General features: G+C 43.3%; 24 protein-coding genes, 1 other RNA gene and 1 other annotated feature. Of the genes, 15 read left to right on the top strand and 10 right to left on the bottom strand.

Annotated elements, in window-relative coordinates; translation table 11 throughout:
* Positions 1 to 216 precede the first annotated feature (216 nt).
* Entirely contained in the window at positions 217 to 1,518 is a 1,302-nt protein-coding gene (hcp, locus tag QNH36_RS15435) for a hydroxylamine reductase (RefSeq protein ID WP_283903761.1), read from the top strand.
* Between the two features lie 54 nt (positions 1,519 to 1,572).
* Here the strand turns inward: hcp and QNH36_RS15430 are convergent, their stop codons facing one another.
* Positions 1,573 to 2,265, bottom strand: a complete 693-nt coding sequence (locus tag QNH36_RS15430) for a Crp/Fnr family transcriptional regulator (protein ID WP_144481450.1) — start codon at positions 2,263 to 2,265, stop codon at positions 1,573 to 1,575.
* A 191-nt stretch (positions 2,266 to 2,456) separates the two neighbouring features.
* Here QNH36_RS15430 and QNH36_RS15425 point away from each other — a divergent pair, with 191 nt between their 5' ends.
* The 8 genes from QNH36_RS15425 (at position 2,457) to QNH36_RS15390 (ending at position 10,148) form a co-directional block, all read left to right on the top strand.
* A complete protein-coding gene (locus QNH36_RS15425; protein ID WP_283903760.1) occupies positions 2,457 to 4,733 on the top strand; it encodes a DEAD/DEAH box helicase in 2,277 nt (758 codons plus the stop codon).
* A gap of 14 nt (positions 4,734 to 4,747) precedes the next feature.
* Positions 4,748 to 6,055: a ribonuclease H-like domain-containing protein gene (locus QNH36_RS15420; RefSeq protein WP_144481448.1), complete on the top strand. Its 1,308-nt coding sequence runs from the start codon at positions 4,748 to 4,750 to the stop codon at positions 6,053 to 6,055.
* A 384-nt stretch (positions 6,056 to 6,439) separates the two neighbouring features.
* The gene (locus QNH36_RS15415) at positions 6,440 to 6,748 is read left to right on the top strand and encodes a CotD family spore coat protein (RefSeq protein WP_144481447.1); all 309 of its coding nucleotides are present in this window, start codon (positions 6,440 to 6,442) and stop codon (positions 6,746 to 6,748) included.
* Between the two features lie 303 nt (positions 6,749 to 7,051).
* Complete coding sequence (locus QNH36_RS15410) at positions 7,052 to 7,612, top strand: SLOG family protein (protein WP_144481446.1); 561 nt, start codon at positions 7,052 to 7,054, stop codon at positions 7,610 to 7,612.
* Positions 7,613 to 7,795: 183 nt separating this feature from the next.
* Positions 7,796 to 8,095: a cell division regulator GpsB gene (gpsB, locus tag QNH36_RS15405; RefSeq protein WP_144481460.1), complete on the top strand. Its 300-nt coding sequence runs from the start codon at positions 7,796 to 7,798 to the stop codon at positions 8,093 to 8,095.
* 83 nt (positions 8,096 to 8,178) lie between these two features.
* Positions 8,179 to 8,567, top strand: an RNA gene (rnpB, locus tag QNH36_RS15400) — RNase P RNA component class B.
* A gap of 134 nt (positions 8,568 to 8,701) precedes the next feature.
* The gene (locus QNH36_RS15395; protein WP_144481445.1) at positions 8,702 to 9,853 is read left to right on the top strand and encodes a THUMP domain-containing class I SAM-dependent RNA methyltransferase; all 1,152 of its coding nucleotides are present in this window, start codon (positions 8,702 to 8,704) and stop codon (positions 9,851 to 9,853) included.
* A 127-nt stretch (positions 9,854 to 9,980) separates the two neighbouring features.
* A complete protein-coding gene (locus tag QNH36_RS15390; RefSeq protein ID WP_186326895.1) occupies positions 9,981 to 10,148 on the top strand; it encodes a hypothetical protein in 168 nt (55 codons plus the stop codon).
* A 241-nt stretch (positions 10,149 to 10,389) separates the two neighbouring features.
* On the opposite strand, the gene QNH36_RS15385 is transcribed toward QNH36_RS15390, so the two are convergent.
* The 5 genes from QNH36_RS15385 to QNH36_RS15365 all read right to left on the bottom strand — a co-directional run bounded on the left by QNH36_RS15385 (position 10,390) and on the right by QNH36_RS15365 (position 13,210).
* The gene (locus QNH36_RS15385; RefSeq protein WP_144480011.1) at positions 10,390 to 10,695 is read right to left on the bottom strand and encodes a metal-sulfur cluster assembly factor; all 306 of its coding nucleotides are present in this window, start codon (positions 10,693 to 10,695) and stop codon (positions 10,390 to 10,392) included.
* A 13-nt stretch (positions 10,696 to 10,708) separates the two neighbouring features.
* Entirely contained in the window at positions 10,709 to 11,953 is a 1,245-nt protein-coding gene (locus QNH36_RS15380; protein WP_283903759.1) for a hypothetical protein, read from the bottom strand.
* A 5-nt stretch (positions 11,954 to 11,958) separates the two neighbouring features.
* Positions 11,959 to 12,174, bottom strand: coding sequence for a DUF2249 domain-containing protein (locus QNH36_RS15375; RefSeq protein ID WP_144480007.1), 216 nt, complete (start codon positions 12,172 to 12,174; stop codon positions 11,959 to 11,961).
* A 1-nt stretch (position 12,175) separates the two neighbouring features.
* Positions 12,176 to 12,415, bottom strand: coding sequence for a DUF2249 domain-containing protein (locus tag QNH36_RS15370; protein ID WP_144480005.1), 240 nt, complete (start codon positions 12,413 to 12,415; stop codon positions 12,176 to 12,178).
* Positions 12,416 to 12,520: 105 nt separating this feature from the next.
* Complete coding sequence (locus tag QNH36_RS15365; RefSeq protein ID WP_144480003.1) at positions 12,521 to 13,210, bottom strand: Crp/Fnr family transcriptional regulator; 690 nt, start codon at positions 13,208 to 13,210, stop codon at positions 12,521 to 12,523.
* A 220-nt stretch (positions 13,211 to 13,430) separates the two neighbouring features.
* Here QNH36_RS15365 and QNH36_RS15360 point away from each other — a divergent pair, with 220 nt between their 5' ends.
* Complete coding sequence (locus QNH36_RS15360) at positions 13,431 to 15,794, top strand: nitric-oxide reductase large subunit (protein ID WP_283903758.1); 2,364 nt, start codon at positions 13,431 to 13,433, stop codon at positions 15,792 to 15,794.
* Between the two features lie 111 nt (positions 15,795 to 15,905).
* On the opposite strand, the gene QNH36_RS15355 is transcribed toward QNH36_RS15360, so the two are convergent.
* Positions 15,906 to 16,040 (bottom strand): hypothetical protein, encoded by a 135-nt coding sequence (locus QNH36_RS15355; protein ID WP_260983649.1) that lies wholly within the window; start codon positions 16,038 to 16,040, stop codon positions 15,906 to 15,908.
* A gap of 194 nt (positions 16,041 to 16,234) precedes the next feature.
* Here QNH36_RS15355 and QNH36_RS15350 point away from each other — a divergent pair, with 194 nt between their 5' ends.
* From QNH36_RS15350 to asnS, 4 genes are all read left to right on the top strand, one after another.
* Complete coding sequence (locus QNH36_RS15350) at positions 16,235 to 16,468, top strand: DUF2249 domain-containing protein (protein ID WP_144479999.1); 234 nt, start codon at positions 16,235 to 16,237, stop codon at positions 16,466 to 16,468.
* 164 nt (positions 16,469 to 16,632) lie between these two features.
* Entirely contained in the window at positions 16,633 to 18,141 is a 1,509-nt protein-coding gene (locus tag QNH36_RS15345; protein ID WP_283903757.1) for a carboxypeptidase M32, read from the top strand.
* A 95-nt stretch (positions 18,142 to 18,236) separates the two neighbouring features.
* Positions 18,237 to 19,142, top strand: coding sequence for an EamA family transporter (locus tag QNH36_RS15340; protein ID WP_144479995.1), 906 nt, complete (start codon positions 18,237 to 18,239; stop codon positions 19,140 to 19,142).
* A gap of 91 nt (positions 19,143 to 19,233) precedes the next feature.
* Positions 19,234 to 19,467 (top strand) — a binding site (T-box leader).
* Between the two features lie 54 nt (positions 19,468 to 19,521).
* Entirely contained in the window at positions 19,522 to 20,913 is a 1,392-nt protein-coding gene (gene asnS / locus QNH36_RS15335) for an asparagine--tRNA ligase (protein WP_283903756.1), read from the top strand.
* Positions 20,914 to 21,434: 521 nt separating this feature from the next.
* Here the strand turns inward: asnS and QNH36_RS15330 are convergent.
* The 3 genes from QNH36_RS15330 to QNH36_RS15320 are packed head-to-tail and all read right to left on the bottom strand — an operon-like array spanning position 21,435 to position 23,743.
* Positions 21,435 to 23,090: a b(o/a)3-type cytochrome-c oxidase subunit 1 gene (locus QNH36_RS15330; protein WP_144479990.1), complete on the bottom strand. Its 1,656-nt coding sequence runs from the start codon at positions 23,088 to 23,090 to the stop codon at positions 21,435 to 21,437.
* The gene (locus QNH36_RS15325; RefSeq protein ID WP_251540641.1) at positions 23,090 to 23,566 is read right to left on the bottom strand and encodes a cytochrome c oxidase subunit II; all 477 of its coding nucleotides are present in this window, start codon (positions 23,564 to 23,566) and stop codon (positions 23,090 to 23,092) included. Before QNH36_RS15325 ends, QNH36_RS15330 begins: the two co-directional genes overlap by 1 nt.
* Positions 23,567 to 23,593: 27 nt before the next feature.
* On the bottom strand, positions 23,594 to 23,743 hold the full coding sequence (locus QNH36_RS15320) for a cytochrome c oxidase subunit 2A (protein ID WP_144479986.1): 150 nt from the start codon (positions 23,741 to 23,743) through the stop codon (positions 23,594 to 23,596).
* A gap of 597 nt (positions 23,744 to 24,340) precedes the next feature.
* Here QNH36_RS15320 and QNH36_RS15315 point away from each other — a divergent pair.
* Positions 24,341 to 25,114, top strand: coding sequence for an SDR family NAD(P)-dependent oxidoreductase (locus tag QNH36_RS15315; RefSeq protein ID WP_144479982.1), 774 nt, complete (start codon positions 24,341 to 24,343; stop codon positions 25,112 to 25,114).
* Positions 25,115 to 25,373: the final 259 nt, after the last annotated feature.

The following is a 25,373-nucleotide window of genomic DNA, read 5'->3' as shown; positions in this document are numbered from 1 at the left end:
ATCCTCCTCTGCAAAAATACTTATAATAGTCTATGTAGCATGGAATGTCCCTGTTCAAGAAGAGGGTATCTTTCAAATAAATGCACTTTCAACAGTTCGCCGTACTTTTTTGAACACTTTGTGAAAAATGCATTTAGTGTGATTTAGGTCACATAACCGATTTTTCAACCTCTGTATGCTGAAACAGTAAATAAAGCAGAAAAGGGGAATACACATATGTTTTGTTACCAATGTGAACAAACGCCAACAGGAGGATGTAAAGTTGTTGGTGTATGCGGAAAAGATGAAACAATCGCAAGTCTTCAGGATACGATCATTTTTGCACTGAAAGGCATTGCAGCCTATAGAACCCATGCGAATCAGCTTGGATTCACGGATCCGTTCGTAGATGCAACGACCCACGAAGCATTATATATGACGTTGACTAATTCAAACTTTAATGTCCAGGAACATATTGATATGGCGATGAAGGTGGGCCAATCAGCTGTACGCGTGATGGAAATGCTTGATGAGGCGCACACTAGCCGCCTTGGCATCCCTCAGCCTGTAAAGGTAAGCCAGAACAAGATAGAAGGCAAAGCGATCGTTGTTACGGGGCACAATCTATTCGCGCTTGAAGAATTGCTGAAGCAAACAGAAGGCAAAGGTATCAATATTTACACGCACTCTGAGATGCTCCCTGCTCACGGTTATCCAGCCTTGAAAAAATATCCTCATCTTAAGGGTAATATCGGGAAGGCTTGGTTCGACCAGCGCCGTCTGTTTGAAAAATTCCCTGGGGCAATCCTGGCAACGACTAATTGCGTGATGCCAATCAAGGGTTCCTATGCAGATCGTATGTTTACATACGAAGTTGCCGGTCTTGAAAATGTAAGGAAAATTGAAAATGAAGATTTCTCCATGCTGATCGAAAGAGCATTGGAGCTTCCAGAGGCTAACATGGAATCGGAAGAAACATTGGTGACTGGCTTCCATCACGAAACAGTGATTGGTCTGGCTCCTGAAGTCATAGAAGCAGTCAAATCAGGAAAAATCAAGCGTTTCTTCGTGATTGCCGGTTGTGATGCACCGGGAAAAGGCGGAGAATACTACCGCGAGCTTGCAACATCCCTTCCTCCAGAAGCGGTCATCCTGACAACTTCTTGCGGCAAGTTCCGTTTCAATGATGTCGATTATGGGGTAGTGCCTGGAACGAACATCCCTCGATATCTGGATCTTGGACAGTGCAATAACTCCGTATCTACAGTTAAAATTGCCAAGGCACTTGCGGATGCTTTTGAATGTGATGTAAACGAATTACCGGTGAGTATTGTCCTTTCCTGGTTCGAGCAAAAAGCGGTCGCAATCCTGCTTGGACTTTTCAGCCTTGGAATCCAGGACATCCGCATCGGGCCAAAGCCGCCTGAATTCATTTCCAATGGCGTGATGGAGGTCCTGCAGGAAACATTCAACCTGAAGCTGATCACATCTGCCCAGGAAGACTTGGAAACAATGATGGGTCTAAGCAAGACAGAATAACAGATTTAACGCCCGGGGCTAACTGCCTCGGGCGTTTTCATGCAGGTGAACTTATTAGACTAGCTCGTCCAGCAATACATCAGGATCCAAGATCATATTCCCGGCTGAATCAGTGGAAATTAGATTGTCTTTTTTCATTTTGGTCAGCGTCCTGCTGACCGTTTCCCTGGTGGTGCCAATCATATTGGCCAGGTCCTTGTTCGTGAAATCCGTCTTTAACAAAACAGTGCCATTTTCCTGCTTGTCTCCGTGAAGCTCACCCATCCTGATCAAAAGCTTAATGATTTGTTCGTAGGTGTTATTAAGGATTTGGGCTTCAAGTCTTTCCTGGAGGTCAACGATTTTCTCGCCAAGCACCTTGAATACCTTGATGCTTAAATGAGGGTTATCGACCAGCACCTTTTCGAATTGTGAAATTGGGACAACGACAAGGCTTGCTTCCTCCAATACCTCCGAATACCCTGGATAACCGCCTTTCCTGAAAAAGCCTACATGAGGGAACATTTCACCTTTTTTTAGGATAGCGACGATTTGCTCGCGGCCATTGGCATCACTTTTATAGACTTTTACCTTGCCTTCATTGATGAAATAAACATTTTCCAGCGGGTCATCCTGCATGAAGATATGGCTGTGTTTCTTCCACTGCCGCGAAATGGATATATCGACGATCTTGTCTAATTCATGGTCCTCAAGGTCCCTGAACAATGAGAATCTTGCCAGCACATTTTTTATTTCATTCTTTTCCAAAAGAAACACCTCTATATAAGCTGTAGTCCATTCTATTATTTTAGCAAAACGGGACCATAAATAACATAAGGGATTTCGCAGCCAGACAGTGAATAGAAATGTGAATGCCAAAAACTAGCAGTCTGGTCACAATAATTTTTCTTTTGTAACGAACGTTTATTCGCTAAAATAGAGTTAATGAGGTGAACGTGATGAAATTCAGGAAAAACATGCAAGAGATTTTGCAAGATTTAAAGGTTAGTGAATCGGTAAAGAAAAATATTGTCCACTGGCACACGATTGAGGAGAAAGAAGCCAGGACGGAAGACATGCCGGAAAATTTAAGCGGGATCCTGGAAAATGCACTCCAAAGGCGCGGGATATCCCGATTATATACACACCAAAAATCATCTTACGAACAAATCATGAGAGGACAAAGCATCGTTGCTGTCACACCGACAGCCTCGGGGAAAACGCTGTGCTATAATCTGCCCGTCCTGCAGTCAATCATCGATGATCCGAATGCAAGGGCTCTATACATGTTCCCGACAAAAGCTCTTGCCCAGGACCAAAAGAGTGAAATCAATGAATTGATCCAGGAGGCGGAACTTTCGATTAACAGCTATACATATGATGGCGACACACCAGCCAATATCCGTCAGAAGGTGAGAAGGGCAGGACACATCGTCATTACGAACCCGGATATGCTCCATTCAGCAATCCTGCCGCATCATACGAAATGGGTCTCGCTTTTTGAGAATCTTAAGTATGTGGTCATCGATGAACTGCATATTTACAGAGGAGTTTTTGGCAGCCATGTGGCAAATGTCATCAGGAGGCTGAAAAGGATCTGCAAATATTACGGTAGTGATCCTGTTTTTATCTGTACTTCCGCGACCATTGCCAATCCGTTGGAACTGGCTGAAGGCTTGACCGAAAAAGAGATGGTCTTGATCGACAATAATGGTGCGCCTTCAGGAAAGAAGCACTTTTTATTCTATAACCCTCCTGTTGTCAATATTCCGCTGAATGTCAGGAGGAGTGCGACACTTGAAACAAGAAAGCTTGCAGGAGAATTCCTGAGGAACAGGATCCAGACCATCGTCTTTGCGAGAAGCAGGGTGAGGGTGGAAATCCTGCTTACCTATCTTCAGGAGCTGGTCAAGCATAAGCTCGGTCCAAAAGCCATCAGGGGATACAGGGGCGGCTACCTCCCGACCGAAAGGCGTGATATTGAAAAAGGTTTGCGTTCCGGTGAAATTTACGGTGTTGTCAGCACCAATGCTCTTGAATTGGGTGTCGATATCGGACAGCTTCAGGTATGTATCATGAATGGTTACCCGGGTACGATCGCAAGTGCATGGCAGCAGGCAGGTCGGGCTGGCAGACGGCATGGAGAGTCTGTAGTCATCATGGTGGCAAGCTCAAGCCCGCTGGATCAGTATGTCATCCAAAATCCCGATTACTTTTTCAACCGCAGTCCGGAAACAGCCAGAATCAATCCCGACAACTTGATTATCCTGATTGATCACATCAAGTGTGCATCCTATGAATTGCCTTTTAAAAAGGGAGACACTTTCGGGGCAGCGGAAATTGAAGAAATTCTGGAATACTTAACGGAGGAGCGTATCCTTCATCAGAATGGCGACAAATGGTTCTGGATGAATGATGCCTTCCCGGCCCATAATATCAGCCTCCGCTCTGCTTCGCAGGAGAATGTCGTGATCATCGACCAATCAGATGTTGCAAATGTCAGGGTGATTGGCGAGATGGATACCTTCTCCGCAATGACATTGTTACATGAAGAAGCGATCTATCTCCACCAGGGCATTCAATTTCAGGTGGAAAAGCTTGATTGGGAAGAAAAAAAGGCGTTTGTACGTGAAGTTGATGTCGATTACTTTACCGATGCCAATCTCGCCGTCCAGCTCAGTGTTTTGGAGGAAGACAAACATAGGGGCAATAAAGATACAGAAATCGGTTATGGAGATGTGAGTGTCAGGGCGATGGCCACAATTTTCAAGAAAATCAGGTTTGAAACTCATGAAAATATAGGATCAGGTCCAATTTATCTGCCGGAGGAAGAACTGCACACGAGCTCAGCATGGATCTCCCTTAATAAAGAACTTTCCGAGTTTGCTGATGACCGGCTCGAGGAAGGGTTGATCGGTACATCTCAGGCTTTGAAACATATCGCACCATTATTCGTTATGTGCGACCCATCTGATGTCCATGTCGTCCCGCAGGTGAAGGCCGCCCATAATGAAAAGCCGACGATTTTCTTTTATGATCGTTATCCTGGTGGAATTGGCCTGAGTGAAAAAATCTATTCCGGTATTGAGGAGATTTTAAAGCAGACGAAGCAAATGGTCCTTAACTGCCAGTGTTCCGATGGGTGTCCATCATGTATCGGAACGGATACAACATCGATCCACTCAAAAAAAGATGTTGTGAAATTGTTGAATCTATTTCTTGAAGCCGCAGTATAGGAAGGAGGGGGAAAATGAGTTTAAAGAACAAATTGAACAGGCTGAAGCCGCATATCAAGAGCGGGGCCGATAAGCCAGGACCGTCAGCAGCCAGTAACAACATCCCTGAGCCAGAACCGGTAAATGCAGAATCGACACCTGACATACCGTTTCTCGATATCTGGGAGAAGGAACATGTTACCCCCTTCTATTTTGATGGCGAATACTGTCTGGTCAGGGAGGTTGTTTATCCGCTTGACCACAAACATGGCCACTATCAATTCAGTGATCTGCTTGAGGCTGTCTCCCTGTGGAATCAGGAACAGACCAATCACCCTCTTTCCGCCTCGGGCCATAGGGCAGGCGATTTAGTGTTTTTTGATACTGAAACAACGGGACTTGGCGGGGGAGCAGGGAATACGATATTCCTTTTAGGCCATGCGAGTGTTTCCGGTGATTGTGTAAAACTTAAACAGCATATCCTGCCAAGCCCTGGCGCAGAAGTAGCGCTATATCAGAGTTTTTTGGAAAATGCCGACTATACGACCCTGGTTACCTACAATGGGAAGGCTTTCGACTGGCCGCAAGTCAAAACCAGGCACACCCTTGTCCGTGACCATGTCCCAAAACTGCCATCGTATGGACATTTTGACTTGTATCATGCCGCCAGAAGAATGTGGAAGCATAAAATCGAACGAATGAAACTTAGCATCGTCGAACAGGAGGTATTGGGTCTTGAGCGGAAAGACGATATCCCAGGCTTCCTGGCACCGATGATTTATTTTGACTTCCTCGAGAGGAAGGACCCCGAGGGATTGCTCGGTGTCATCAGGCACAATGAAACAGATATTCTGTCACTGCTGACCCTTTATACACATCTAACCTTCCAGATACTCGGCCGTGACCAATCACAGACAGCACAGGAAACCTACGAAGTTGGACGCTGGTTTTCCTACCTTGGCGATACTGACAAAGCAAAGCAGGCTTTCACTGGACTATTGGATGAGGGCAATGATCAGGCAGTTTCTGCAAAGCACGCACTGGCTTTCGAACATAAAAAGCATAAGGAATGGCAGAATGCCGTTCCGTTATGGAAAGAAAGTGCGGAGAAGGGCAGCAATAAGCAGAGGAGAGAAGCATGCATCGAACTGGCCAAGCATTTTGAACATCGGGAGCGAAATTTCGAAATGGCTTTGAGGTATTGCCGGCTTGCTGAAGAGCATATTATCCAGGGAAAGCTGGCAACAAAAAAAGACATGATTTTTAAGGAAGAGCTCGAAAAAAGGATCCAGAGAATTTCCCGGAAAGCATTTCCCGGGCAAGCGCAAAATTCGTCAAATTGACCCTGTTTCAACAGGTTTCGCCAGGTTTTTTTCAATTGTAACAAAATTTTAACATTTAAATGCGCAAAACCTGTATTATCCTGTTGTATGTATGGTTCCGACATTGTAAAATGTAAAATTGTATGGTGTTAAAATCAATATAATTTTACGGGGCTGGTAAGATGTATAAAGCGGTTTTAGTTCTCTATTTTGTTGTCATCACTCTTATTGCTGTACTATTCAGCGGACTGAAGGACAACTTTTACACATTCCTTTAATAGATTAATAGGCGCTTGTATTGAAGAGAAACTTGAAAAAATAGGTGTTTTCATTAGTACAAGACGCATGACTCCTTCATAGGCTGTTAATGTAAAGAATAAGTCTAAACGAAAGGAGTTATGCACTATGTACTGCAAGCCAACCAATGTTTTGCCAACAGTAGTTCATCCTACTAAATGCTGTGTGAACCATAATTTTGTCAACAATGTGGTTCCGCATGTTCATCCATCACATACTACAAATGTAAATCACATCAATTATGATCATGTCCATTACTTCCCGCATACAGAATCAACAGTGAACCAGGTTACAAACCAGAACTTTTATGGCGGACCTGGTCCGGTTCCAGGCGGAGTAGCTCCAGTTGGTCCTGTTCCACGCCCAGGATTCGGCGGTCCAATGGGATATGGCCCGGGAATGGGATTCCGCAGATAATAAATGCAACAAGGGCTGAACAGCCCTTGTTTTTTTAAGATGGCTGTTTTCGTAATGATTGTTGTTAAAATCCTAAAGCCGATTTTAACGTATGATTAGGCATTTTGCTGGTCGGTATCTAGTTTGCAAGCTCTTTTCTCGTCTAAATCGTCCATTTAGCGAAGTTACCTAGGTCATTCAATGCATTTTTACAGCAAATAGCTACAAAGTTTTAGAAAAGAGCCTTTAAGATTAAAAGGTGTTATATAAATCGCCTAAAGGGAATAACTTCAATATGACAAAGATAATTCAAAGGAGTCAACCATGGTTAAAGTAGCCGCGATATCCGGGTATAAACCTTTTGAACTCGGGATATTCCAGCAAGACCATCCGGCAGCTGAATACATAAAAACAGCAATAAAGAAAACTTTAGTGCCACTGATCGAGGACGGCCTTGAATGGGTGATGATCAGCGGCCAGCTTGGTGTCGAATTATGGGCTGGCGAGGCCGTATTCGATCTTCAGGAAGACTATCCCGAACTTAAGCTGTCAGTATTCACGCCCTTTCTCAACCAGGAGGAAACCTGGAAAGACGCCAATAAGGAATGGTATGAATCTGTATTGGCTGGAGCTGATCATGTGGATTCGATTACCAAAAAGCCATATGAGAAGCCGTGGCAATTCAGGCTGAAAAATCAATTTTTTATTGAGAAAAGCGACATGCTGATATTGCTATATGATCCGGAAAAAGAAGGCAGTCCAAAATTCATTTACGAAACTGCGAAAAAGTATCAGGAAACACATCCATATGATACTCAGCTGATCACTTTATATGATCTGCAAATGGCCGTAGAAGAAGAACAATTAAGACAGCAGGGATTTTAATTAAAGAATCTGAAATGCTTGAAGCAAATTAATGATCAGTTGAATGTGATGGCTTCCGCGGAAAGCGAAGCACCTGGAACGAAAATCAACATCCTTAATTAACAAAAAACACAAGAAAATTGACAAATCCCGATGTTTTTGAAAAAATGAATGTGAAGATAGGGGTATATTGAGGTGAATGGAATGCTATCCGATAAAATACAATTAACTGCTAAAGATATTTTAGAAAAAGAATTCAAAACAGCAATGCGCGGCTACAAGCCAGAAGACGTAGATAAGTTTCTGGATACGATCATCAAGGATTATGAAATGATGCAACAGGAGATTGAAGAACTGCAGCAGGACAATCTCCGCCTGAAGAAACAGCTTGATGAGGCATCACGCCGCCCAAGTACACAGGCAGCTGGAACAACTAATTTTGATATCCTTAAAAGGTTATCGAACCTAGAGAAGCATGTGTTTGGAGATAAACTTTACGATTAATCCAGATTCTGCCGGTTTTTGAAATGTATTACCATTGCTTTTCATCCTGAACTTACATATAATATTTTTTGTAGCTGTTAATAACGTTCGGGTAATCGCTGCAGTTCTGCTGCAGAGGAAAGTCCATGCTCGCACAGGCTGAGATGCCTGTAGTGTTCGTGCCTGGCCAATTCATAAGCCAGGGCAGTCGGGCTCACGCCTGGCTGACGGCCGGGAAAATGCCTAAGTCGGCGACGATATGGCATGAATACCTATAAAAGTGCCACAGTGACGGAGCCTTCCAAGAAATTGGAAGGGTGGAACGAGGTAAACCCCACGAGCGAGAAACCCAAACGATGGTAGGGGCACTTTCCCAGAGGAACTGAACAAAGGGAAGGACAGATGATTATTCATCTGTAGATAGATGATTACCGCCGGAGTACGAGACTTTTGGTCGTTTGCAGTACGATGGTACAAAACATGGCTTACAGAACGTTATTAATGGGTTTGTATGAGTGTTTATTAAAGCTCTCCTTTTGCCAGGAGAGCTTTTTTTATGTATATTAAAGGTTATTGGGCAATTTAATAATTGGATTCATAAGTATATTGGATATAAAGGGTGAAACGATGAAGAATTTTGATATTATAGCAACCTCTGCTATGGGACTCGAAGCCATTGTTGCAAAGGAAGTGCGCGATCTTGGATACGAATGCCAGGTTGAAAATGGGAAAATTGCCTATAAAGGTGATGCACGCGCGATTGCAAGAAGCAATATGTGGCTCCGTACTGCCGACAGGGTCAAAATAAAAATTGGAGAATTTAAGGCATATACTTTTGACGAGCTCTTTGAAAAAACAAAGGCACTTCCATGGGAAGAATTTTTACCGGAGAATGCTGAATTCCCTGTTTCGGGCAAATCTGTTAAATCCAAGCTATTCAGCGTATCCGACTGCCAGGCAATTGTAAAAAAAGCTGTAGTTGAACGCTTGAGAACATCGTATAAAAAGACTGGCTGGTTTGAAGAAAACGGCCCTTTATTCAAAATTGAAGTGGCTCTGCTTAAAGATGTTGCTACAATAACAATCGATACAAGCGGCAGCGGTCTCCATAAGCGGGGATACAGAACAGGCCAGGGGGAAGCTCCGTTAAAGGAAACATTGGCTGCAGCCTTGGTCATGCTCACAAACTGGAATCCGGACAAGCCATTCGTCGATCCTTTTTGCGGTTCTGGAACGATCCCGATTGAAGCTGCTTTAATCGGACAGAATATCGCGCCGGGCTTCAATCGGGAATTCATATCGGAAGGCTGGGGCCTTATTCCCGATACAGTCTGGGAGGAAGTCAGGTTGGAAGCAGAAGATCTTGCGAATTATGACCAGCCGCTGGATATCAGTGGAATGGATATCGACCACAGGATGGTTAAGATTGCTGAGGAAAATGCTTTTGAAGCAGGTCTTGGTGATTTGATTTCCTTTAAGCAAATGCGAGTCCAGGATTTCACGACAAAAAAGGAGTATGGTGTTATTGTCGGAAACCCTCCATACGGCGAGCGCCTAGGTGAAAAGAAAGCTGTTGAAGAGATGTACAGTCAAATGGGACAAGCCTTTGCTCCGCTTGATACCTGGTCCATTTATATGCTGACCTCAAACGAGAACTTTGAACAAGTGTATGGAAAGCCAGCAACAAAGAAACGCAAGCTATTCAACGGCTTCATCCGTACAGACTATTACCAGTACTGGGGTAAACGCCCGCCACGGGCTAGTAAGGATGAATTATAATTTACCACAATAAAAAATGCGTTCCTCCTGTTTTGGACAGGGGGATTTTTTTCTTTGAGTTCCAAGAATAATTCAACGCTTTTTTGAATACAATAAATCCATATTTGCATAGAATGGAGGGATGGCAATGAATTATTCTTTTATCGATTTCCAGCGTATTTCAAAGGCACTTTCTTCTAGTAATGAGGCTTTGCGTAATGAATTCCCTTCTGACGATGTCCAATCGGCGGAATTGCAAGAAGCAGAAAATAACCTTCGTCAAGCATTGTCATTTGGCCTTTCAACTTCTAAATAAAAGGCTGTTTTCGTAAAGATTGTTGTTAAAATCTTAAAGCCGATTTTAACGTGCTATAAAGCCATTTTGGAGTTCGCTTTTAAGTGTGCAAGCTCTTTTCTCATACTAAGCTTGAATTTTATAAAGAAAACTAGGTCATTCAATTCCATTTTGTAGTCAATAGCAACAAAGTTTGAGAAAAGAGCCAAATAAAAAGCAAAGAAACGCTTGGAATAACAAGCGTTTCTTTTATTGGTCCCATTTAAAATCCCTGCAACAGTCTTTTTCCATCCTCTGTCATCCGGTCAGGTGTCCAGGCAGGCTCCCATGTCAATTGGACATCAGCGTGGTCAATTTCCTCCATTCCCTGAACACAATACTTAATTCCGCTGGCAATGCTGTCATGCAAAGGACAGCCTGGAGTCGTCAAGGTCATCAGAATTCTTGCAGTGCGTGGTTCCGGAACGTCAATATCATAAATCAGCCCCAAATCCACAACATTGATGTTTAATTCAGGATCATAGACGGTCTTTAAGTTTTCCCTGATTTTATTTTGTAAATCTGTCATCTTGAACTCCTCCTTAAATCGTTAACACTTTGGCTATGATATAGCTGAACAAAATACCTGCCATTAGAATCAAGCTTTGGGCAATATAGAAAATTGGCATCAGCTGGACAAAGAATGAGATGATTAACAGCACTGTTCCACCCGTGAACAAAGTGAAAAGTGGAAGTGCCAGCTTTTCATCCATCATATCTTTTAAGGCAGGTACTTGCTTTTTGCCGATTTCTTTGCTGTATTTATGAGTCCACCAGAGAAATGGCACGATTTTGTACAAGTATCCGATGATGCTGAATGCAATCCAGGCGATTAAATACAATAATAGAATGGGACCGGCGGTTTTTAACAGCAAATTTACTGAACTGGCCATAAAAGCGGCCAGGTGGATTGCTGCCCCGCAGCCAATCGCAAATAAAGCGAACATGAATGGGCGATCGAGCTTCCTTTTCACGCGTTTATCGATGATTTTTTTAACATGCCAGGTGAAAGCTAAAAATCCAGAAAGCAACAACAGCGTTCCAAGGATTTCCAGTAAATGACTGCCTGTAAAGAATGAAGCAACCATCATGATGATTCCGGCCAGGTAAAAGGTGAATACATAGGCTGCCGGCTTCATGGTAAATCCATGGGCAAGTGAGAACATTGGTACCATTTTATAAGAGAATCCAAAAATCAGCAGTGAGAACCATCCGACAGTGCCCAATAGAATGTGTGTCTTGAAAATGGCCTGGTAATATTCTGATGCATAGCCGGTTTTCATGCTGATTACCAGTGTGATTCCCAATGTGATGGTCAGCAGGAGTGAAAATAAAGCGCTGCCGACAAACAATGTGAGTATATTGGGTTTTGCCTGGCTTCTCAGGGTCATGAACATTTGAACAAGGAACATCAGGATTCCTGTCAAGGTCATGATTCCGGGAATAAGGGCATCCTGTGGACGAAGATAAAGTACTGTCGCAAATGTCAGGATTCCCAGGGCGGTAACGGTAAATTGCCAGAATCCGAATTTTTCGCTCCAGATAGGCGTCAGGAAAGCGACAGGCACAAGCTGGTACATAGCGCCCATTGCAACCATCAATGCCCATCCAAGGACAAATAAATGGGCAGCAGACCAAATGGCTGGCAAACGGAATGTGCCTGTTATCAGCATGTCGCCGTTCAGCAGGATCAGCAGCTGTGAAGATATCAATGCAAGCATGCTGAAAAAAATGAACGAAAAAGGAAGCTTAATATTTGTCTCGTTGCCTCTGCTTTGCTGAAACATTTAAATCACCCCGCTTTTCGGGAAATCGTCACACGGTAACTTCCGTCTTCCTGTTGTTCTGTCAAATAAAGGTACCCCAGTTCATCCAGCTGCTCGAACAGAAACATAGGTCGACGGTCATTTATGATGGTCAGTGTCTGTCCCTCATCAAGCTCCTCCAGTGCAGCGAGGGTCCGCATCATTGGCTGAGGCGGCTCTAGCCCTCTATTATCAAGTACCATCTTATTTTCCTCCCGTTTTGGTGAAAATGATTTTATAATGTTTAGCTTCAATTTTTTCAACCTCATGGTCAAACCCTTTTGCCCTTAAAACTCCATAGAGGGGAACAGGCTTGAAGGGGGCATGAAGCACAAGCACATCGTTCAAGTTCAACTCCCCAATCGCCTCCATGATTTTCTGGAAAGGCTCCAGCTTGTTATTGATATCTTCTCTGACATCCAGTTCAATCGTTTTTTGTTCCATTGGATTCCACTCCTCGATACGATAGTTGGTATAGTTAAATGATAATCATTTTCAATATAAACTTCCGTGATGTGAATCACTTAACAAGAGATTTTTTGCAAGTGGTCAAAATAATTCCTGATGCAATTTTTCATGGTCGATCAAGTAGGTGCCATCCATCTCAACACTTATAAATTCCTTCTTTTTTAAATAATTGATTGTCCTGCTGACGGTTTCGCGTGAGGTTCCAATCATGTTGGCGAATTCTTTATTAGTGAAATGGGTGGTCAATTTAAAGCCACGTTCCAGCTTTTCGCCATTTGTTTTGCAAAGCCTCAGCAAGAGCATAATGATTTGCTCGTACGTATTATGGAGGATTTGTTCTTCAAGACGAGCTTGTAAATCAATGATTTTTTCTCCCAGAACCCTGAATAACTTAATGGAAAGCTCGGGATAGGATACCAGGATTTCTTCGAATCTAGATATTGGCACGACAATCATTTGAGTGTCTTCCATCATTTCTGCATGTGCTGGATACTGACCTTTTCTAAAGAAGCCGGCATGAGGGAACATTTCTCCAGTCTCCAGAACGGAAACTATTTGTTCTCTTCCGGATGAATCGGTCTTATAGATTTTCACCTTCCCTGAATGGATGAAGAACACACGGTCAAGCGGGTCCCCCTGCATGAACGCATACATTTTATTTTTAAAGAATCGTGGCTGGGCAATTTCAACGATCGGATCAAGTTCCTCTGGAGATAGTTCTTTAAAAATAGGAACTGCCTTTAATTGCTGCCTGATTTGGGATATATGCATATGAATCTGCTCCTTATTTCGGTTTAAGTTTCTACTATAGATTTTATCAACTGCAAAGTGAGTGCTAAGTGACCTGAATCATATTTTGAAGTTTTCTTGAAAATAATTCTCACTGCTGTGGGAAATATCACACCTGCTGCATGAGGTAGTTCACAAACTCCATTTTCATTTCGCTTTAAGCTTGGTATGTAAAACAAATTAGGAAGGGGATGCAGGGAAGATGGAAATCCAGCATGGGACATCCACAAAGGCAGTAGTCAAGAAAAATAGAAACTCACTGCTGAAATCTGTACTCATTATTACTTTATTATTAAGCTTTACAGTACTCCTGACAGGGGGTTACTGGATCTTTAAAGAAATGGCTCCGAGGCCGCTTGAAGTTACAAGCGAAAAAGGGGATGTCATTTTTACGAAAGATAGTATCGTAGGCGGCCAGGCGGTATTCCAGAAGTACGGCCTGATGGATTATGGAACAGTGTTGGGCCATGGGTCATATATGGGCCCAGACTATACGGCAGAAGCGCTTGAGATATACACTGAAGGTATGCAGGATTTCAGGTCTCAGGAAGAATATCAGAAGGACTTTAAAGATTTGAACAAGGATGACCAGACAATCATCCGGGAACGGGTCATGAAGGAAATGCGGGAGAATCGTTATGATCCGGATGAAGACCATTTGGTATTGACTGATGCACAAGTGTTCGGGCATCAAAAGGTAAAAGAGTTTTACCATACTATTTTTACGAAGGGTGATAATTGGGGCCTTAAGGCAGGCTTGATCCAGGAAAAGCATATGCCGGATGGAGAGCGTGCCTGGGTAGCTAAGGGTGACCAGATTGGACAGATCTCTGATTTCTTCTTCTGGACAGCGTGGTTATCAAGTACCCAAAGACCTGATGATAAAATCACTTATACAAATAACTGGCCATATTATGAAGACGCTGGAAACACAATGTCATTCTCGGCCGTCTGGTGGAGCGGTGCAAGCGTAACCTTATTGATTTTCTTTGTAGGCTTGATCCTGTTTGTTTTCTATCGCTATCATCTTGGTATGCAGGAGGCATATACCGAGGGCAACTTCCCTAAGATTGATTTGAAGAAGATGCCGCTGACTTCTTCGCAAAGGAAAACAGCCAAATATTTTGCGATTGTATCTGTTTTGTTCTTTGTCCAGTCCATGTTTGGTGCATTATTGGCACACTATTATATCGAACCTGACAGTTTCTTCGGGATGAAATGGGTCCATGACATCCTTCCATTTAACATCACGAAAGGTTTCCACTTGCAGCTTGCTATTTTCTGGATAGCGACAGCATGGCTTGGCATGGGAATTTTCATGGCACCGCTTGTAGGAGGACATGAGCCGAAACGCCAGGGATTGCTTGTCGATATATTGTTCTGGGCATTGGTTGTACTTGTCGCTGGCAGCATGATTGGCCAATGGCTTGGTGCCAACGGTTACCTGGGCAACAATTGGTTCCTGCTTGGACATCAGGGATGGGAATATCTTGAACTTGGACGCATCTGGCAATTCATACTCGCTGTCGGCATGCTGATTTGGTTATTCATCGTATTCCGCGGCATCAAGAGCGGATTGAAGAGGGAGTCTGACAAAGGTGGCTTGATTCACCTGTTATTCTACTCGGCAATCGCAGTCCCGGCATTTTACTTCTTTGCTTTCATGATCAATCCGGGTACACATTATACTTTTGCCGACTACTGGCGCTGGTGGATCATCCATTTATGGGTAGAAGGAATTTTCGAGGTTTTCGCAGTCGTTGTCATTGGTTTCTTGATGGTGCAAATGAAGCTTGTGACAAAGAAATCGACTGTAAGGGCATTGTACTTCCAGTTGATCCTGCTGATGGGAGCAGGCGTCATCGGGATCGGTCACCACTACTATTACAACGGGTCAGCTGAAGTATGGATCGCATTGGGAGCAGTCTTTTCAGCACTTGAAGTCATTCCATTGACTCTGTTGATTTTAGAGGCGTATGAACAATATAAAATGATGCGTGACGGCGGTGTGGATTTCCCATACAAAGGCACGTTCTGGTTCTTGATTTCGGTAGCAGTTTGGAACCTTGTCGGTGCTGGTGTATTGGGCTTCCTGATCAACCTGCCGGCAGTCAGCTTCTTTGAACACGGACAGTTCCTTACTCCAACACATGGCCACGCTTCAATGATGGGCGTTTATGGCATGTTTGCAGGAGCGGTGCTGATCTACTCATTGCGTAATATCGTCAAGCCTGAAAAATGGAGCGATAAATGGGTCAAATTCATCGTCATCATGCTGAACGTCGGCCTGGCGGGCATGGTATTCCTATCCTTGCTTCCGGTTGGTTACCTTCAGATTAAAGAGGCTTTCTTTAATGGATATGCTGCTTCCCGTTCAGCTGCATTCCTGCAGCAGGATACAGTCCAAATGCTGCTGACATTAAGGGCCATTCCGGACACGATTTTCTTGATTGGTGTTGCAGCCCTGGCAGTATTCAGCATTAAGGCGCTTTTCAATCTGAGAAAAGTAACCCACAAGGAAGAAGAAAAGCTTCCTGTTAAAGACCTTGCAGTCGAAGAAGAATAAACAAAGAAACCGCAAAGTGATATCGCTTTGCGGTTTCTTTACTTGATCGGTCCGGCCAATTGAGTCAAAGAACGACTTGAGCTGGCCGAAAACGCGATTGAGACTTTCTGACTACGACTCTTCTTTGGTGTTTTTTTCGCATTCAAAACAAAGCAATTTACCATGTTCATGTATTCCATTCAAAAAGCCGTCCATGCAATAAATTTCTTTTCCGCATTTATCACAGTTTCCAACCAATTCTTTCAAATAGATCCCTCCCTATTAAAATAATTCTTGTTCTTGCCCGGAGTTCCTTTTTTAAAAGTCGATTTTTCGACTGAATTAAGGCAAGTCATGAATGAGGGATGTCATAGTAGAACTGTGACGGCGCTCACTACCTGGGGTACGGGTCGGTTCTATAATGAAAATGAAAAGAAAATAGATTCGAAGGAGAGAGGGAAATGACTTTCAACGTAATTATCAATGTTCCTGATTTTGCACCACGGGAAAAACACCCTACTATATTCCAAAACTTTGATTCACTTAAGCCAGGAGAATTCATGCAAATTGTCAATGACCATGACCCAAGGCCGCTTCAATATCAGTTCATGATGGAACGCCCAGAAGCTTTTTCATGGGAGTATCTTGAAGAAGGCCCGGAAACATGGCGTGTAGCAATCGGGAAAAGGAAATAAAAGAAATATAACCTCTGATTCCATGAAAACAACAGGTTCGCCTGTTGTTTTTTTATGCATTAAAAGCAACAAACAAGGCGAAAAAAGCCTTTCTGAATTTCGTAAACCAAAATATCAGAAAAGTATGATAAGATGATGGAAACAGATAAAATGGGGTGAAACGGATGAGTGAAGTAAAACAAACAGAAAAAAACTTCTTGGATTACGTAAAGAAAATGGCAGCCTATGGTGAGGCGCTTTCTTTGATTTATTGGGATTTAAGGACCGGCGCACCCAAAAAGGGAGCAGCTCAGCGATCCGAAGTGATTGGAGTTCTTTCATCTGAGGTATTCAATATGTCAACATCGGAGGAAATGGCTTCATACATAGCGAGACTTTCAAATGAACAAAATCTATCTGAAATTACGCGCAAGACGCTTGAAGAGTGCAGAAAAGATTATGACCGCAATAAGAAAATTCCTGCAGAAGAATATCGGGAATATGTAATCCTGCAATCAAAAGCAGAAACAGTTTGGGAAGAGGCTAAGGCTAAATCTGATTTTGAAATGTTCAAGCCATATCTTGAGAAACTGGTAAAAACGACAAATAGCTTCATTGAATATTGGGGTTATGAAGGAAATAAGTACAATACTTTGCTAGATATGTATGAACCAGGCGTCACCGTCGAGGTTTTGGACCAGGTGTTTGGTGACCTGCGCAAGAAGATTGTTCCGCTTGTACAGCAGATATCAAGCTCAACTGAAAAACCGGAGACTGGGTTCCTGTTCCGTCATTTCCCTAAAGAGAAGCAGCGTGCATTCAGCCTGGAAATCCTTGAACAAATGGGATACGATTTCGATGCTGGCCGTCTTGATGAAACGGTACACCCATTTGCGATGGGCTTAAACCCAGGAGATGTAAGGGTAACGACGAAATATGACGAATCAGATTTCAGGACAGCGGTATTTGGGACCATTCATGAAGGCGGCCATGCTCTATATGAACAAAATATTTCCGAAGATCTGGTCGGTACGCCTATGAGCTCTGGCACTTCAATGGGAATCCATGAATCACAGTCGCTTTTCTATGAAAACTTTGTCGGACGCAATTATTCTTTCTGGAAGCATAATTACAGTTTGCTTCAGGATTATTCAGAAGGGCAGTTTTCGGGAGTGGATGTCGAGGACTTTTATCGTGCAGTCAATGAGTCCAAGCCAAGCTTGATCAGAATTGAAGCCGATGAGCTGACTTACCCGCTGCATGTAATGGTCCGTTATGAAATTGAGAAAGGCTTGTTCAACGATGAGATTGAAGTCAAGGACTTGCCGCAGATCTGGAATGACAAGTATGAGCAATATCTTGGCATCAGACCTGAAAATGATGCAGTAGGTGTCCTTCAGGATGTCCACTGGGCAGGAGGCAGCTTTGGCTACTTCCCATCCTATGCCTTAGGATATATGTATGCAGCGCAATTCAAGCATGCCATGCTCAAAGACTTACCTGACTATGAGGAACTCCTGGAACAAGGAAACCTTCAGCCGATTAAAGAGTGGATGACTGAGAAAGTCCATAAGCATGGAAAAATGAAAAAGCCGCTTGAAATATTGACGGATGTAACTGGAGAGGGACTCAATGCCCAGTACTTAGTGGATTATTTATACGATAAATACAGCAAGGTTTATCAACTGGTCTAGTATCCAGGATTTTAACTAAACCAAATAATTTGTTTGAACAGCATTTAGAATATAAGATGACAGTCTTTCTGTCATCTTATCTGTGTGGTGAACGTATGAAAGGGAAAATGCCTTATTTTATGATCGCATTTGCAGCGGCTATGTGGGGCTTGATTGGTTTCTTTGTAAAAGGCCTGAACACTGCCGGTTTTAGTGCCATGGAGATTGTGGCCATCCGGGTTTTGACCGCAGCCATTGTTTTAATAATAGTCGGAATTGCTTTTTACCGAAGTCATTTAAAAATAAGGTTAAAGGATTTGTATCTTTTTGTAGGTACAGGAATTTTAAGCATTGTGTTTTTTAACTGGTCTTATTTTACGGCGATCAATCTGATGAATATTCCGATCGCAGTGGCTTTATTGTACACATCTCCTGCTTTTGTGGCGGTTTTGTCATTTCTTTTCCTGAAAGAAAGCATTAACAGAAAGAAACTGTTGGCGATTGTCATGACAGTCATTGGCTGTACACTTGCTGCAGGCATCACCGGGCAGGGAGGAACGTCTTTTTCTGTCTCCAGTATCCTGATCGGCCTTGGGGCAGGGTTCGGTTATGCTCTTTACAGCATTTTTGGGAAGGTGGCATTAAGGCGGTACCATCCATTTACAGTCACTTTGTACACCTTCCTTGTGGCCTCGGCTGCACTGGTTCCGACAACCGGTATAGCCAGTAAAGCTGCTGTCCTGTTCACCGGGGATGTGTGGCTTTATGCGATAGGGTTAGGGATTTTCCCGACCGTGGTTGCTTATTTTGCATACTCCTGGGGCCTTGAACGAACAGAAAGCAGTACTGCTGCTGTTGTAGCAACATTGGAACCTGTCATTGCCACCATGCTGGGATTGCTGGTGTATGGCGACAGGCTGGGCGGTATTCAGCTGCTCGGATCCGCGTTGATTATCATGTCAGTCATTGCTATCAATATCTCTATTCCAATCAGGAGGCAAAAAAAGCACTTCACTGTTTGATCAAAATAGTTATATAGCAGGGGCCAACTAGACAAAGGATGATATTATGTGATAAATTATTACAGTAAAAATCCTTTTATAAACTGCATATTTTAAATCGATGAAAAGGAAAGTAGTTTTTGCTATACTCAATAGCGAGCCGGGGATGGTGGAAGCCTGGTGATGATGCATAAATGAAGAACACCTTTGAGTTCTAACCGAAAGGGATATCATGAGTAGGCTTAGACGTGGCCAGCACGTTATAGACTGGGAAAAGTAATTATGAAGTTGGTCATTTTATGACAATTTGGGTGGTACCGCGGAAGTTCAGCCTTTCGTCCCTTTTTTGGGGGATAGAAGGCTTTTTTTAATGCAAAAAGTTACCATAAGGAGGCTTATTATGATCAAGACTGTAGTAAAAGATCTATACAGAAATCAAGATAGTTATAAAGACAAAACTGTTCAATTAACAGGATGGATCCGCACTCTTCGCGATTCCAAAACGATCGGCTTCATGGAGTTAAATGATGGTACATTCTTTAAGAGTGTACAAATTGTTTTTGAGGATACGCTTGATAACTTCAAAGAAATAACAAAGTTGCCTATCAGCTCTTCTGTTCTAGTGGAAGGTGAATTTGTTCCAACTCCAGAAATGAAACAGCCTTTTGAAATTAAAGCGACAAAAATTGTCGTCGAAGGTTTATCGGATACAGATTTTCCTATACAAAAAAAGCGCCATACGCTGGAATACTTAAGGACAATCGCTCACTTGCGTCCGAGAGCCAATGCCTTCTCAGCCGTTTTCAGAGTAAGATCTGTTGCATCCTATGCTCTTCATAAATTCTTCCAGGACAAAGGGTTTGTTTATGTACATACACCAATCATTACTGGAAGCGATACTGAAGGGGCAGGGGAAATGTTCCGCGTGACATCAATGGACTTGAACAAGCTGCCAAAAACAGAAGACGGTAACGTGGATGAAAGTGCTGATTTCTTCGGCAAAGAAACCAACTTAACCGTGAGCGGTCAATTGAATGCCGAAAGCTTTGCTCTTGCTTTCCGTAATGTGTATACCTTTGGCCCGACATTCAGGGCAGAAAATTCGAATACTGCACGACATGCTGCAGAATTCTGGATGGTCGAGCCGGAAGTTGCCTTTGCGGAATTACCGGATATCATGGACCTTGGAGAAGAAATGATTAAGTATGTCATTGATTACGTTTTTGAACATGCACCAGAAGAAATGGCCTTCTTCAACAGCTTTATCGATAAAACACTTGTTGAAAGATTGCAGAATGCATTAAATTCTGATTTCGGAAGGGTTACTTATAGCGAAGCTGTTGAATTATTAAAGAACTCTGGTAAGCAATTTGAATACCCTGTAGAATGGGGTACTGATTTGCAAACAGAACATGAACGTTATCTTAGCGAGGAAATTTATAAGCGCCCTGTCTTCGTAACTGACTATCCGAAAGACATCAAGGCATTTTATATGAGAGCGAATGAGGATGGCAAGACTGTTGCTGCGACCGACCTTTTGGTTCCCGGCATAGGCGAGTTAATCGGCGGAAGCCAGCGTGAAGAAAGAGAAGATGTCCTTGCAGAACGGATTAAAGAACTTGGTATGGCCGAAGAAGATTACTGGTGGTATCTCGAGCTTAGAAAATACGGCAGCACCAAGCATTCCGGCTATGGAATTGGGTTCGAACGACTTGTCATGTATTTAACCGGGATGAAGAACATCCGTGATGTCATTCCATTCCCTCGTACACCAGGGAATGCAGATTTTTAATTAAATCCATGTAAATAATGAACAATAGGATGCTGCGGCATCCTTTTGTTTTTTTTATATAGCTGGAATGAACATGATCCGGATGCAGACTAGTTAATTTAGCTCTTTGTTTATAATTTTTATGCCTTGTAACTAAAAGGCTCTTTAAAGCCTAATGTTGTTTTAACACCTGTTGATTGTAGTGGAAGGCGCGTAGACTCCTCGAAAATGCTAACTCATTTCCTTCGTGCGTGGGCAGGTTCAAGGAAGCCAAATCTATGTCCTGCGGGCACAGCTGGTCAGGTGAGACCCCGCAGGAGCAAAGCGACGAGGAGGCTCAGCGCCAGCCCCAAGGAAGAATTGCTTATGAAAAAGACGGCAGTTGGTCTTTTTCATATTCTTCCAGCGGAAAGCGAAGCGCCTGGAACGAAAATCAACAGTCTTGGTTAACAGAGCCAACTAAAAAAACAGGGTATGAAATCGAGACAGATTTCATACCCTGTTTTGCTTGGTTTTTTTTAAAAAAGAGAGCACATTCATTATTAGAAGAATTTGTATCCCTTCGACCCAATTGGTGCATTTTGAATCATATCGATGAACGGAATTGTGTACGCGAACAGAATCAAAAGAACAGTGATACCGAGCCATAACTTCCAGTTTTCGAATACCATTGGAGTTTTTTCAGCCTGATCAGCAACCTCTCCGACTGGGAATTCTTCTTCACCTTTTGGTGCGAAGAAAGCAAGGTTGATGAAAATGTATAGCATCAGGATGATTCCAAGGAACAGAATGGTTCCGCCAACCGCCTGTGCAATCTGGTATGGAATCCATTCTGCAGCTTGCTCTGAACCGCCGTAGGTTGAGAAAGATGAACGACGTGGAGCACCAAGCAGGCCGGCTGCGTGCATTGCACCTGACATGAAGGTCATGCCGATCGCCCAAATAACACCCTGGATAATCGCTAATTTATTCATTGCTTTTGTCAGGACTCTGCCGGTCAGGTGAGGGACCAGCCAATAGGAAATCCCGAAGAACGTCAATACAACAGAAGTTGCAAGTGTCAAATGGAAGTGTCCAGTAACCCAGATTGTATTGTGGACTACCTGGTTCAATTGGTGGGAAGCATTGACAAGTCCCCCGGCACCAGCTGGAATGAATGCAAGCATGCCGATGAATGGAACTGCGAAACGCGCATCTCCCCAAGGAAGCTTTTTCACCCAGCCGAATAGGCCAGTCGCCCCTTTGGAACGCCCAAACATTTCAAACGTAGCAAACAATGAAAATGCCGTCATTAGTGATGGAATGACAACTAGGAATGTCAAAATTACCTGAAGGAACTTCCATGCCGGATCAATTCCAGGTTCCATCAGCTGATGGTGGAAACCTACCGGGATTGAGAACAGCAGGAACAGGATGAAGGACATCCTTGCCAATGAGTCTGAGAAAATCTTTCCGCCAATGATCTTTGGAACGATTGCATACCATGCCATGTAGGCAGGCAATAGCCAGAAATACACAAGCGGGTGACCGAAGTACCAGAACAATGTACGGCTGACAAGGACGTCAACGCGATCAACAAGGCCCAATGACCAAGGAAGCAGTTGGAACAATACAGTTGCTGCTACGCCGATTGTTGCAACAATCCACATAAGTGTGTTGACAAGGGACATGAAAGTCAGCAGCGGACTAGGCTTTCCAGGGTTTGCTTTTCTCCATGAAGTGTAAGCCATGATGATTGCGGCACCGTCAATCCAGCTTCCGACAATCACGAGTGTAAGGCCCAGGTAAAAGAGTGCATGTGCCTGTAATGGAGCATAAAATGTATACAGGACAGAAGCCTGGTTGGTAAGGATCATGATGGCAGCCATTACTGTACCAATGGTCATGGTCCAGAAACCGATCCATCCGGTCAGGCGCTGTTTGTCAGTGAAGGTTCCTGATGTTTTGCTTACAAGAGCGAGCTGGAATCCCATAATGAAAAATGTTGTTAAGACAAGCCCAAGTACGACTCCATGTATCGTAAGGATCTGGTAATACCCAGTCCATGAAGGCAATTCGAATTTCCCTGAACGGACAAGTGTCTGCAGAAGGCCTGCTAACCCGCCGATGGCAAGTGCGGTGAAAGCGACATAAAAGTGGGCCATGGACAGTTTTCCGTCACGGCGGTCAACTTTTGGATTCATTGAATTAGTATTCATTATTCTACCACCTCGATTTTAGACGTCATCATGTGGTGGCCGACGCCACAATATTCATTACAAACGATCAGATATTCGCCAGCCTTGTCAAATGTAGTGACATATTCACTGATGAAGCCAGGCTCGAGCATCATATTGATATTGGTTCCTGCAACCTCGAAACCATGGATGACGTCTTTAGTTGTAGCGATGACTTTTACTTTTGCTCCCAGTGGAACTTCCACCTGTCCAGGGTTGTAAGAGAATGCGGATGCAACGTATACAAGTTCGTAATCCCACTCTTTTCCTTCAACCTTTTTCAATCCAGGCTCATTGAATGGTGCAGTGGTGTCAACTTTTTCCGGATTGATTGTTGCCAGACAGCTTGGAGGCTGGTTTCCGAGGTAAAAAGCGCTGACCCCGATGACAGTCAGGAAGACGATCAATGTCGTTATCCCGAAGATAAGCCAGATTTTCTCAAATTTATGAATATGCATAACTTCTTTCTCCCCTTTTGGTCTCTCTTAAAAACGATCTACAAATAAGAAATAAACGCCTAACCAAGTGACAATCAAAAAGAATCCTAATAAGAAAACGGATGCAAGTGTTCCTTTCAAGGAAGATCGATCTTCCACCTTTGTATGTGTTTTCTTCCCAATTCCAGGCTGCGCCATCCCGGTCCACTCCCTTCACATAAAATAAGTCCATTGATTAATTGATAAGTACATTCTCATCATACAAAACAATTTGGAAACGTAAATATGGTTTCGGACAGTTCACAAATTGTTCATACCTGACATATTTACTATGTTAATGGTGAAAACGCGTAAATACAGTGATTTAAGTCACATGGAACGTGGGGTAATTGTGAATAATCTGTGAAAATAGTTTTGTGATTATATGAGCAAAACGACATATGTCAAAACCAGTGTGTGACAAGAAGGCTTGACATTTTATTAACAGCAAATCTTAAAAAAGAATCACCATTCTGAGCAGGAATTAATATACTGTCAGAAAGAACATTTTTCGGGAAGTGAAATCATTGCAGAAATATTATTGTGATCATTGCCGACTTATCTATGATGAGAAAAGGATATGCATGAATTGCGGGGAAGCAGCCGAAAAACAGATCTGGATTGAAGTGCAGAAGCAGTCAGATGAGAACAACTAGCACCGAGAGGGGTGCTTTTGTTTATTGAGGTGTACATACAACAAAAGGCCACTGTACTATGGTAAAATGAAAGCAATTTTACATAGGGAGGCTGATAGGTATGTTCTTACCTTCATTTGATTTGAGCGGAAAAACGGCAATAGTGACGGGTGCAGGCCGGGGAATTGGCAGAGCGCTGGCGGTAGGGTTAGCTGAAGCCGGCGCTGATGTCGCACTTCTTGCCAGAACCGAAAAAGACCTCACAGAAACTGCAGGAATGATTGAGGAATTAGGAAAAAAAGCTCTTATACTTCCGACGGATGTCACTGAAAGGGAACAGATACATACTGCGATTGCTGAGATTGAAGCGAAATGGGGAAAGATTGATATTCTTGTAAATAATGCCGGGATGAATATCCGGTCTAAGGCTCTGGATGCGACAGATGAGGAATGGCAACAGATCATGGACACCAATTTGAAGTCTGCCTTCATGATGTCCCAGGAAGCTGGACGCATCATGAAAAGCCAGCAATCCGGCGGAAAAATCATCAATATTGCGTCAGTAGCCGGCCAGGTTGCTCTCAGGACTGGCGTCGTCTATGCCGCAACAAAGGCAGCTCTCATGCAGATGACTAAAGTCCTTGCAATGGAATGGGGACAATATGGCGTCAATGTAAATTCCATTGGCCCGTGGTATTTCAAAACACCATTGACTGAAAAACTTTTAGAAGATGAGTCATATGTAAAAGACATCCTTGCCGTCACACCCCTGAAAAGGATCGGCGAGCTGCCAGAGCTTGTGGGACCAGTGGTCTTCCTAAGCTCAGACGCCGGGAATTATGTAACAGGACAAACCCTATTTGTCGATGGTGGAATGACCATTCACGGTTTTTAAATAGGATTCCTCATTATCCGCTTCCAGCAAAAATGGAACGGTTTTTTGCCAGGAGTTGATTTCACTTGGCCATCACAACGTTGTCTCCCATTGTGCCTTTGTCAACTGGTAATGATTTAATAATGTACGGGCCTCAACTGCATTGTATAATGAACTTGCACAGCAACTCCTTCAAAACGTTAGGCTTCCTCCATCCCGGGGGAAGCTTTTTTTTGTTTTCAATCAATATTTGTTTGCTTGCATACTCTCAGGGTAAATG

Origin of the sequence: Mesobacillus sp. AQ2 (assembly GCF_030122805.1) — a bacterium.
GTDB lineage: Bacteria > Bacillota > Bacilli > Bacillales > Cytobacillaceae > Mesobacillus > Mesobacillus oceanisediminis_A.
Note: the sequence above shows the minus strand (reverse complement) of the source record. Positions and strands in the feature narration are given on the sequence as shown.